Origin of the sequence: Rhodococcus sp. R1101, from assembly GCF_000278445.1 — a bacterium.
Classification (GTDB): Bacteria; Actinomycetota; Actinomycetes; order Mycobacteriales; family Mycobacteriaceae; genus Rhodococcus; species Rhodococcus gordoniae.
The window spans coordinates 1-10641 of record NZ_AJVB01000101.1 but is presented as its reverse complement, the minus strand read 5'-3'; the positions used below and the strand labels follow the sequence as shown (position 1 = coordinate 10641).

Sequence of the window (10641 nt, the reverse complement as noted above, 5' to 3'; positions counted from 1 at the left end):
CGCGAAGAAGAGCAAGATCCCGGTGATCGCCGACATCCACTTCCAGCCGCGGTACATCTTCGCCGCGATCGACGCCGGCTGCGCGGCCGTGCGCGTCAATCCCGGCAACATCAAGGAATTCGACGGTCGTGTCAAGGAGGTTGCGAAGGCGGCCGGCGATGCCGGAATCCCCATCCGCATCGGCGTCAACGCCGGTTCGCTCGATCCCCGCCTGATGGCCAAGTACGGCAAGGCCACCCCGGAAGCGCTCGTCGAGTCGGCGTTGTGGGAGGCGAGCCTGTTCGAGGAACACGGCTTCGGCGACATCAAGATCTCCGTCAAGCACAACGACCCGGTCGTGATGGTCGAGGCCTACCGTCAGCTCGCCGCGCAGTGCGACTATCCGCTGCATCTGGGTGTCACGGAGGCCGGTCCGGCTTTCCAGGGCACCATCAAGTCGGCCGTGGCCTTCGGTGCGCTGCTGAGCGAGGGCATCGGCGACACGATCCGCGTGTCGCTCTCGGCGCCACCGGCCGAGGAGATCAAGGTCGGCACCCAGATCCTGCAGTCCCTGAACCTGCGTCCCCGCAAGCTCGAGATCGTCTCCTGCCCGTCCTGCGGACGCGCCCAGGTGGACGTCTACTCCCTCGCCAACGAGGTCACGGCCGGTCTCGAAGGCATGGAGGTGCCACTGCGGGTCGCGGTGATGGGCTGTGTCGTCAACGGCCCCGGTGAGGCCCGCGAGGCCGATCTCGGTGTGGCCTCCGGAAACGGCAAGGGCCAGATCTTCGTCAAGGGCAAGGTCATCAAGACCGTGCCCGAGGCGCAGATCGTCGAGACGCTCATCGAGGAAGCGATGCGGATCGCCGACGAGATGGAAGGCGACGCCGCGGGCGGCGGTCCCGTGGTGTCGGTCGGCTGATACGGGTGGGGCGCACGGGGCGGGCCTCTCTCACTTTCGGGTCCTCCGGTTTCCACGCCGCCGCCCGACATGGCACCCTGATGTCGTATCGGCTTGTCGACGGGTGGTGAGCGAGTGCTCAAGCTTCTGGGTGTCCGGTCGTTGGGCGGACGTGACACCGCCGCGGTGCTCCGGGTGCTCGCCCGAGACCCCGTGGCCGCGTGCATGGTGGCCGGCCGCATCGAGGAGTACGGGCTCGACGGACGTGCCGTCGGCGGCGAGATGTGGAGCCGCGGCGGACCGGAGACGTCGCTGTGTTTCTCGGGTGCCAACCTCATTCCGTTGCTGGGCAGCCCGGACGACATCCAGGCGTTCGCCGAACGCGCGAGTCGCGGTCCGCGGCTGTGTTCGTCCATCGTCGGTCGCGCCGAGTACGCGCTGCCCATGTGGGAGCGGCTCGAATCCACGTGGGGCGCTCCCCGCGAGGTGCGCGCCGAGCAACCCCTCCTCGTCCTCGACCGCGAACCGCTCGTGGACCCCGACCCGCTGGTCCGGCCCGTGCGGACCGACGAACTGGATGTGTATCTGCCCGCCGCGATCTCGATGTTCATCGAGGAGGTCGGCATCGATCCGCGAACCGGCGACGGCGGTGCGGGCTACCGGCGTCGTGTCGCGAGTCTGATCGCGGCGGGACGTGCCTGGGCGCGCTTCGAGAACGGGCAGGTCGTGTTCAAGGCGGAGGTGGGCTCGCAGTCGTCCACGGTGGGCCAGATCCAGGGCGTATGGGTCGATCCCGCACACCGTGGCACAGGTCTCGGCACGGTCGGCACAGCCGCTGTGGCGTGCGCGGTCGCTCGCAGCGGTCGTCTGCCCAGTCTCTACGTCAACAGCTTCAACGCTCCGGCCCGCGGAGCCTACGCCCGCGCAGGATTCCGTCAGGTCGCGACGTTCTCCACGGTGCTGCTCGACTGATTTCCCGCCGGCTCTGCCTACGATGACGGGCGATGAGACCTCGAAGCGGCACCCCGGCATCCCCGTACACCCGCGCGCTCCGGATCTGCGCGGCGTTGTCGGCGACCGTCGTGCTCCTCGGCCTGGCCGTCGCGTGCACGCCGCGACCGGCCGGTCCCGAGGCGGCCGCCCAGGCATTTCTCGACTCGTTCGCCGCGCAGGACGTGGACTCGGCGGCGGCCCGCACCGACCGTCCCGGCGACGCGGCCGTCGCGATGCAGGAGGTCCTGGACGGGTTGCAGGCCGAATCCCTCACGGCCACAACCACATCTGTCCGGATCAGCGGCGACTCCGCCGCCGTGGGGTACAGCTACGAATGGCACCTGCCGAAGGAACGGGTGTGGCAGTACGCCGGTGAACTCAACATGGGGCGCAGCGGGACCGACTGGGTCGTGCGGTGGGCGAAGTCCGCGCTGCACCCGCAGCTCGGCGAACGACAGACCATGCTGCTCCGCAGCAGCCCGGCACCGCGTGCCCGGGTCAACGAGCATGCCGGCAGCGACATCCTCGTCCCCGGCACGGTCTACGGCATCGCGTTCGACGCGTCCAAAGCCACCGACCTCGCCGGTGCGGCGCGTCAGCTCGCATCGGCACTCTCGGAGTTCGACGCCTCGCTCACCGCGCAGGCCATCGCGGAATCGGTGACGGCCGCGTCCGGTCCGCGTGCGGTGCTGCGGCTGCGCGAGGACGACTACGAACGCGTCGCCCCCCGCCTGTCGGGGATCGACGGAGTCGTGGTGACCGAGCAGGCCGATCTCGTCGCGACCGACCGCAACTTCGCCCCCGATCTCGTGGGGCAGATCAAGAAGACCGTCATCGACGAGGTCGACGGTACGGCGGGGTGGAGTGTCGTGGTGGTGAACCAGTACGGCGTCGACACCGGGGTACTCACCGAGACACCGCCGCAGCCGGCCCCGTCGTTCTCGGTCAGCCTCGATCGTCCCCTTCAGCTCGCGGCCCAGGCGGCCGTCGATGCGCGGACCGAACAGGCGATGACGGTGGTGATCGAGGCGTCCACGGGTGCCGTCCTGGCGGTGGCCCAGAACAAGGCCGCCGACCGCGACGGGCCCGTCGCGCTGGCCGGCCAGTATCCACCGGGTTCGACGTTCAAGATCATCACCTCCGGTGCGGCGATCGCCGACGGGCGTGCGAACCCGAACACCATGGTTCCGTGCCCCGGCCGCATCACCATCGGGGAGCGGAGCGTGCCGAACTACAACGAATTCGAGCTCGGAACGGTGCCTCTCGCCACGGCGTTCGCCCGATCCTGCAACACCTCCTTCGCCAAGCTCGCCTCCGAGATGGAGCCGGACGCGTTGACGGTCGCCGCCTCCCGGTTCGGGATCGGTGTGGACTACGAGGTGGTCGGGATGCCGACCTTCACCGGTTCGGTTCCTCCCGCGGAGGATCTCGTCGAACGGACCGAGGACGGCTTCGGCCAGGGCAAGGTCGTCGTCAGCCCGTTCGGGATGGCGCTGGCCGCGGCGACGGTCGCCGCCGGCCGCACCCCCGTGCCCTATCTCATCGCCGGGCGCGAGACGGTCGTCGACGGTGCACCGCCGCCGGTGACGCCGGAGATGGTGGAGGGTCTGCGCGAGATGATGCGGCTGGTGATCACCAGCGGCACCGCCGATCGCATCCGGGACCAGGGCGACGTCTACGGCAAGACCGGTGAGGCCGAGGTCGAAGGCGGGTCGCACTCGTGGTTCGTCGGCTACCGCGGTGATCTCGCGTTCGCGACGCTCGTCGTCCGCGGCGGCAGCTCCGACAACGCGGTCGCGGTCACGCGTGACATGTTCGACGCCCTGCCGCCCGAATACGACGAAGGGGCTTGAGTTCGGGGCTGCGGACCCGGCCGGATATTAGGGCAGCAGCCCCGACTTGCGCGCCGCGACGACGGCCTCGTGCCGGGAATGGACGTCGAGCTTGCTCATGGCGCTGCGCAGGTAACTCTTGACCGTCTCGGCACCGACCGACAGGCGCTGGGCGATCTCGGCGTTGCTGCACCCGAGCGCCACATGGGACAGCACGTCGGTCTCGCGCGGGGACAGCACGACCTCCGTGGGTTCCGGCTGCGTCCCGTCGAGCACTCCGGCGAGCCGGTCGGAGAGCGAGCGGAGCTTCTCCTGGAGCGCCGGGTCGGTCGCGCCCTGGGCGAGCACCCGTAGCTCGGCGTGGACTTCGCGGACCTGCGCGGTCGCGACCGGGTCGCGGTCGCCGGACGAATGCTCGAGCATCGCGAGTCGCCGATCGACCTCGTCGCGCACCGCGATCTCGTGTGCGAGACGTGCTGCCGCCTGCGCGAACGCCGTCACCGCGCGATCACCGACCGGGGCGCACTCGCGGGCCGCGCCGTACAGCACGGCGCGGGCCTTCCCTTCGACGAGCACGGGCACGGCGAGGATGGACCGCAACCCCTCGTACAGCACCGGACGATCGAAATGGTGCGTGATCGACGCGGAGCGACCGTAGTCCGACACCGTCACCACCCGCGACTCCGCGAGAACGCGGCCGCCGAGACCTGCGCGCGGCGGCACCACGACACCGGCCAGACTGTTGGTGCGGGTGCCGAAGAATTCACTCAGTTGCAGAGATCCCTGTTGTACCTCACCGGCGAAGACCACCGGCAGTTGGGCGTGCGCCGCGGTGCGGCGGAGTTCTCCCCGCAAGGCATCACCGTCGCGGGGACGCAGGAGCGCCGACGAGGAGGACGACACGAACGCCACCCCTTTCCGGGGGTATCGGGAATACGGTGTGACTCGAATCATAGACGTCGAACGGGTCTATCCCACAGACGACGACATACCGGCCGGTACGGACGAAAGGACCACGATGCGCGACACAGCAAGCCGTGTGCGGACACTGCTCGAGCGGTACGACACGGCAGACGCCTGCGCAGCCCGATTGCTGTGCGACGACCACCCCGCCGATGCGGTGGCGTTCACCGTCATCGACGCCGATCTGAGTTCCACCGACCTCACCTACGGTGAGCTTCGGGAACGCTCGGCGCGCTTCGCCGCGGCGCTGGCGGATCTCGGTGTCGAACCCGGCGACCACGTCGCCACGCTCATGGGCAAGTCCGCGGATCTGGTGGTCGCGGTTCTCGGCATCTGGCGTCGCGGCGCGGTGCACGTGCCGTTGTTCACCGCCTTCGCGGCGCCGGCGATCGCCTTCCGGCTCGACGCCAGCGGCACCAAGGTGGTCGTGGCCGACCACGACCAGGCGGGCAAGCTCGCCGCGGGCTCCGATCTTCCCGCCGACGTGCCGTGGCAGGTCGTCGTGGCCGGTGGGGGGAATGACGACGCATCGGGTCGCGGGGCCCGCGACTTCGGCGAACTGCTCGCAGCGCACTCGGCCGACGACCCCCGAGGCGAGGCGGTTCGCCGTGGGTGGGGGCGGACGGCTGGTCCAGTTGTTCACCTCCGGCACGACCGGCACCCCCAAGGGCGTTCCCGTCCCGGTGAAGGCGCTGGCGTCCTTCCACGCCTACCTGGAGTTCGGTCTCGACGTGCGCGAGGACGACGTCTTCTGGAACGCCGCCGACCCGGGATGGGCATACGGGCTCTACTACGCGCTGCTCGGGCCGCTCGCCGCCGGTCGACGCAGCCTCCTGCTGCACGCCGGCTTCTCGCCCGCGCTCACCTGGAAGATCCTCGACACCTTCGGCGTCACCAACTTCGCGGCGGCCCCGACCGTCTACCGGAGCCTGAAGGCCGACACGGCGGAGCATCCGCAGGTCCGGCTGCGCCGCGCCTCCTCGGCCGGTGAGCCGCTCACCCCCGACGTCCTCGCCTGGTCCGAGGAGACCCTCGGCGTCGTGGTCCGCGACCAGTACGGGCAGACCGAACACGGCATGTTCGTCGTCGACGCATGGGCGGACGAGTTGCGCGAGGACACCCCGCCGCGGTCGATGGGCAAGCCCCTGCCGGGCTGGAGCTGCACGGTGCTGCAGGAGGACAGCGACGAACCGGCCGAACCGGGTGAGGTCGGCCGCGTCGCGATCGACGTGCACGCGAGCCCGCTCGTGTGGTTCACCGGGTATGTCGACGCTCCCGAGAAGACCGCCGAACGGTTCAGCGCCGACGGCCGGTGGTATCTGACCGGCGACGCCGGGAAGGTCGACGAGAACGGATTCTTCTTCTTCTCGTCCCGCGACGACGACGTGATCATCATGGCCGGTTACCGCATCGGCCCGTTCGACGTCGAGTCGGTGCTCGTGATGCACCCCGACGTGATCGAGGCCGCGGTGGTCGGATTGCCGGACGAGCTGCGCGGTGAGGTCCTCGAGGCGTTCGTGGTGCTGCGCGAGGGAGTCCACGGCGACGATGCGCTCGAGGCGGACCTCCAGAAGCTCGTGAAGCAGAAGTACGCCGCGCACGCCTACCCGCGCGCCGTCCACTTCGTTCCGCACCTGCCCAAGACGCCGAGCGGCAAGGTCCAGCGGTTCAGGTTGCGCCAGGCGGGCGCCGTCGGCTGATCTGTGGATGACGGCCTGATCGGTGGATGACGGGGGAGCGGGGCGCGGCAGCTAATCTGGAAGTCATGGCTACCCGCGCTCCGCTCGTCCCCGGCACTCCGACTCCCGTCCGGGAGGTGCCCGCGTCGATCGAACGCCCGGAGTACGTGTGGAAGCCCACGGCGAAGGAAGGCAACGAGCCGTGGGTGCAGACACCCGAGACGATCGAGAAGATGCGACTCGCCTCGAAGATCGCCGCGCAGGCCCTCGTGGAAGCAGGTAAGGCCGTCGCGCCGGGTGTGACCACCGACGAGATCGACCGCGTCGCCCACGAGTACATGTGCGATCACGGTGCCTACCCGTCGACGCTGGGCTACCGCGGCTTCACCAAGTCGTGCTGCACCTCGCTCAACGAGGTGATCTGCCACGGGATCCCCGACTCGACCGTCGTCGAGGACGGCGACATCGTCAACATCGACGTCACCGCCTACATCGACGGCGTCCACGGCGACACCAACGCGACCTTCCTCGCCGGCGACGTCTCCGAAGAGGTCCGCCTTCTGGTCGAACGCACCCGCGAGGCGACGATGCGGGGCATCAAGGCCGTCAGGCCCGGCCGGGCCCTCAACGTCGTCGGCCGGGTCATCGAGTCCTACGCCAACCGCTTCGGCTACGGCGTCGTCCGCGACTTCACCGGCCACGGCATCGGCGAGACCTTCCACAACGGCCTGGTGATCCTGCACTACGACCGTCCCGACATCGACACGATCATCGAACCCGGGATGGTGTTCACCATCGAGCCGATGATCAATCTCGGCACCCCCGACTACGAGATCTGGGACGACGGCTGGACGGTCGTCACCAAGGACCGCAAGTGGACCGCGCAGTTCGAGCACACCATCGTCGTCACCGACACGGGCGCCGAGATCCTCACCCTGCCGTGACCACCTAGGGCGCGGCGTTCCGGGCGACCCACCAGGTCGCGCTCGTGCACACCGCGGCGACCAGTGCGGGAAGCACCACCAGGGTCGTGGTCGGCGCAGCATCGGCGAACCACGACCACAGCGCCGACCACGATCCGGTCCACGTCACGACGATCGCGACGAGACCGCCGAGCACCACGACGGACGCGGTAGCCGTCAGCAGACCCGTTGCGCGCCAACGGTGCTGGATGGCGCCGGCGAGCATCGCCAGTGCGATGATCAGGAGCATCGTGGTGAAGAAGCCCAGGAACTGCACCACGGAACTGTCGGTGACGAAACGCAGGATTCCGAACATCCGCATGTTCACGCCCCAGCCACCGGTCGCGGCTTCGAGCACCGAGAGGATCTGGAAGACGACCGAGAACACCGCGGACTGGACCACGGCGATCCACACCATCGACTGCATGTAGTGCGATCGGGTGGAGCCGAGACGCAGTGCGAACGAGAACATCTGGGTCATCGCCAGGAGGTAGAACGCGATGACGAAGCCGTAGACCGACAGCACGCTCCCGGTGACGTTGTACTCGGCACCCGTGTCGACGAGCGAGAAGATCACCCACGGGATGAGGGCCGAGGTGACCAGCAGTCCGACGGGCCACGCGAGGAGCAGTGGCCATGAGACGAGCTGCAGGCGGGCGACGGACAGGACGCGCGCGGGCCCGGTGGTGATCGGGGCCGGCAGCGGGATCGCGGTGGTCACAGCGATGCCTCCTCGTTCGTGGTGACGGATTCGGATGTCCGGTGGAGATGGACGACGAGGTCCTGGAGCGAGATCGGTTGCACGTCCACCCGTCCGGAGGTGCGGGGAAGTTCGTCCGGGTCGCTGCGGAGGAAGGTCGTGCGGGCGACGCCGCCGAGTCCCTCCGTGTGCAGGACGGTGCTGTCGCCGACGATCCGTGCCACTTCGTCCGCCGGTCCGGTCGCCTGCGCGGCCCGGGTGCGCAGCGTGTCGGTGTCCTCGTCGACGACGAGATGTCCGCGGTCGAGCACGAGGACGTGTTCCAGGAGGTCGGCGGCCTCGTCGATCAGATGGGTCGACAAAACGACGGTGCGCGGCCGCTCGGCGTAGTCGAGCAGCAGTTCGTCGTAGAACATCTGCCGGGCGACGGCGTCGAGGCCCAGATACGGCTCGTCGAAGATCGTCACCGGTGCGCGCGACGCGAGGCCCACCACGATGCCCAGCGCGGAACTCATGCCGCGGGAGAGCTTCTTGACCTTGCGGCCGCAGGGCAGCGCGAACCTCTCGGCCAGCCGCTCGGCGTACCCCCGATCCCACAGTGGCAGAAGCAGTTCCGCCGAAGCGAGCACGTGCCCGACCCGCAGGTCGTCGGGATGACGCTGGGTGTCGGCGACGAAGCACAGCTGCTGGAGTACGGCGGTGTTCTCGTACGGATCCGCTCCGAACACCTCGACGCTGCCGGTGGTGGGACGCAGGTGGCCCGCAAGCAGCTGCATCAGGGTGGTCTTGCCGGCGCCGTTGCGGCCGAGCAGGCCGTAGATCGTGTTCCGGTGCAACGTGAAGTCGGCGTCGGTGAGGGCAGCGACGTCCCCGAACTGCATGCCGAGGTGACGCGCGCGGACGACGGGCGAGGTGATGGTCATCTGTGCTCCCGTGTGTCGAGCATGGACTTGAGCTCGTCGATGCCGATTCCGAGTTTTCCGGCCTCGAGGACGAGCGGGACGACGTACTGCCGGGCGAACCGATCCCGTCGGCGGGCGACCAACTTGTCGCGGGCGCCGGTGGTGACGAACATGCCGATTCCTCGCTTCTTGTAGAGAATTCCCTCGGCTGTCAGGGCGTTGAGGCCCTTCGCCGCCGTGGCCGGGTTGATGCGGTGGAAGGCGGCGAGCTCGTTCGTGGAGGGAACCTGCGTCTCTTCCGCGAGGCTGCCGTCGACGATCGAGTTCTCGATGAGCTCGGCGATCTGCCGGAAGAGGGGCTTGCCCTCGTCGTTCAGCACGATGCCCCCGAACCCGAAGGCAGGTGCATCGGTTCATTACTCATGTAATGAACCATAGGACCTGATCGTCGATACGGCAAGAGCCGGTGCACCTACCGCGGCCATGTAGCGTTTGCGCATGGACTCGAGGACGGTGACCACGCCCGGTGGCGACGTGCAGGTACGGATCGGCGGCCCCGAAAGTCGTTACACGGTGCTGCTCTTCCCGGATGCGGGAGAGAACGCGGACGTGTACGACGTCGTGTGCGAACGGCTGCACACCTCCGACCTACGGACGATCGTGGTCGAGAAGATCGACGGTCTCGCGCCCGGTGACGTCTTCGCCCTGCTCGACGGTCTCGCCCTGCCCTGGGTGCACCTGGCGGGCAGTGGAGCAGGAGCCGAGCTGGCATGGGCCGTCGCCGCAGGACGATTCGGACGCTTCGCGAGTCTCGTGGTCGCCGATCGCGGCCATCCCGCGGTCCCGGACCGCGACGGCACGGTGCGCGACGCCACGGCGCCGCCCGCGGAGGTCCCCACCACGATCGTCGTCGGCAACTCGTCGCGTCGCGCCGAGGCCGACGCGTCGATGCGCTACGTGACGGGGGAGTTCCGGGTGGTCGAACTCGACGGAGTGGACAACGTGCCCGTCGACGCGCCCACCGACTTCGCGTCCGCGATCGCGCTGCGTACCGGCAGCTGGTGATACGCGTGTGGCCTGCGGCCCCGGAGGGCGGCAGGCCACACGGCGCCGACGAGGGTGCTCGGAGACCGGGGAGCGCTCAGAGGCCGAGCAGTGCGTTCTCGACGAGCTCGGGCAGAGCGGGATGGATCCAGTACTGGCCGGTCGCCATCTCCCGGGCGGGCAGACCGAACGACATCGCCTGGATGAGCGGCTGGATCACCGTCGACGCCTGCGACCCGATGATGTGGGCACCGAGCAGCAGACCCGTGGACCGATCGGCGATCAGCTTGCAGAAGCCCTCGGTGTCCTCCATCGCCCACCCGTAGGCGACGTTCCCGTAGTCCTGGATCTTGACGGAGATGTCGTATCCCGCGTCCCGGGCCTCGGCTTCGGTGAGGCCGACGGTCGCGATCTGCGGATCGGTGAACACGGCCGACGGGACGAAGCGATGGTCCGTTCGGTGCAGACCCGCGGTGTCGCCACCCCACGCGCCGCGGAGCAGGTTGTGCTGCACGACCCGTGCCTCGTGGTTGGCGACGTGCTTGAGCTGGTAGGGCGACGACACGTCACCGAGCGCGAAGACTCCTGCTGCGGACGTGCGCTGGAACTCGTCGACCACGATGCGGCCCTGCGCGTCGAGCTCGATGCCGGCCGCCGCGGTGTCGAGCAGGTCTCCGTTCGGCTGC

10 protein-coding genes and 1 pseudogene are annotated in these 10641 nt (G+C 68.9%); 6 read left to right on the top strand and 5 right to left on the bottom strand.

Annotated elements, in window-relative coordinates; all coding sequences use genetic code 11:
- The 3 genes from ispG to R1101_RS0109320 form a co-directional block, all read left to right on the top strand.
- On the top strand, positions 1–901 hold a 901-nt coding region (ispG, locus tag R1101_RS0109330; RefSeq protein ID WP_016933177.1), incomplete at its 5' end, for a flavodoxin-dependent (E)-4-hydroxy-3-methylbut-2-enyl-diphosphate synthase.
- Positions 902–1015: 114 nt separating this feature from the next.
- Positions 1016–1852 (top strand): GNAT family N-acetyltransferase, encoded by an 837-nt coding sequence (locus R1101_RS0109325; protein WP_016933176.1) that lies wholly within the window; start codon positions 1016–1018, stop codon positions 1850–1852.
- Between the two features lie 32 nt (positions 1853–1884).
- Complete coding sequence (locus R1101_RS0109320) at positions 1885–3726, top strand: penicillin-binding transpeptidase domain-containing protein (RefSeq protein WP_232284713.1); 1842 nt, start codon at positions 1885–1887, stop codon at positions 3724–3726.
- Positions 3727–3753: 27 nt separating this feature from the next.
- Here R1101_RS0109320 and R1101_RS0109315 read toward each other — a convergent pair whose 3' ends face one another.
- Positions 3754–4617 (bottom strand): LuxR C-terminal-related transcriptional regulator, encoded by an 864-nt coding sequence (locus R1101_RS0109315; RefSeq protein WP_016933174.1) that lies wholly within the window; start codon positions 4615–4617, stop codon positions 3754–3756.
- A 106-nt stretch (positions 4618–4723) separates the two neighbouring features.
- On the opposite strand from R1101_RS0109315, the pseudogene R1101_RS26285 reads away from it, so the two are divergent.
- Together R1101_RS26285 and map are read left to right on the top strand one after the other, a co-directional pair.
- A pseudogene (locus R1101_RS26285) lies at positions 4724–6368 on the top strand (AMP-binding protein).
- Positions 6369–6433: 65 nt separating this feature from the next.
- Entirely contained in the window at positions 6434–7291 is an 858-nt protein-coding gene (gene map, locus R1101_RS0109305) for a type I methionyl aminopeptidase (protein ID WP_026003066.1), read from the top strand.
- A 4-nt stretch (positions 7292–7295) separates the two neighbouring features.
- On the opposite strand, the gene R1101_RS0109300 is transcribed toward map, so the two are convergent.
- Genes R1101_RS0109300 through R1101_RS0109290 form a run of 3 tightly spaced genes read right to left on the bottom strand, consistent with a single transcriptional unit; the run spans position 7296 to position 9288 of the window.
- Positions 7296–8030, bottom strand: a complete 735-nt coding sequence (locus R1101_RS0109300; RefSeq protein ID WP_016933170.1) for a hypothetical protein — start codon at positions 8028–8030, stop codon at positions 7296–7298.
- The gene (locus R1101_RS0109295; protein WP_016933169.1) at positions 8027–8932 is read right to left on the bottom strand and encodes an ABC transporter ATP-binding protein; all 906 of its coding nucleotides are present in this window, start codon (positions 8930–8932) and stop codon (positions 8027–8029) included. Before R1101_RS0109295 ends, R1101_RS0109300 begins: the two co-directional genes overlap by 4 nt.
- Positions 8929–9288, bottom strand: coding sequence for a GntR family transcriptional regulator (locus R1101_RS0109290; protein WP_026003065.1), 360 nt, complete (start codon positions 9286–9288; stop codon positions 8929–8931). The genes R1101_RS0109295 and R1101_RS0109290 overlap by 4 nt, the downstream gene beginning before the upstream one ends.
- A 121-nt stretch (positions 9289–9409) precedes the next feature.
- On the opposite strand from R1101_RS0109290, the gene R1101_RS0109285 reads away from it, so the two are divergent.
- The gene (locus R1101_RS0109285) at positions 9410–9976 is read left to right on the top strand and encodes an alpha/beta fold hydrolase (protein WP_037222681.1); all 567 of its coding nucleotides are present in this window, start codon (positions 9410–9412) and stop codon (positions 9974–9976) included.
- Between the two features lie 76 nt (positions 9977–10052).
- Here R1101_RS0109285 and R1101_RS0109280 read toward each other — a convergent pair.
- A partial coding sequence (locus R1101_RS0109280) for an FAD-dependent oxidoreductase (protein ID WP_016933166.1) occupies positions 10053–10641 on the bottom strand: 589 nt, incomplete at its 5' end.

What these genes read in the sequence shown, in the direction of transcription:
- R1101_RS0109320 (WP_232284713.1), top strand. Translation starts at nt 1,885, where the DNA reads ATGAGACCTCGAAGCGGCACCCCGGCATCCCCGTACACCCGCGCGCTC.
- map (WP_026003066.1), top strand. Translation starts at nt 6,434, where the DNA reads ATGGCTACCCGCGCTCCGCTCGTCCCCGGCACTCCGACTCCCGTCCGG.
- R1101_RS0109295 (WP_016933169.1), bottom strand. Translation starts at nt 8,932, where the DNA reads ATGACCATCACCTCGCCCGTCGTCCGCGCGCGTCACCTCGGCATGCAG.
- R1101_RS0109285 (WP_037222681.1), top strand. Translation starts at nt 9,410, where the DNA reads ATGGACTCGAGGACGGTGACCACGCCCGGTGGCGACGTGCAGGTACGG.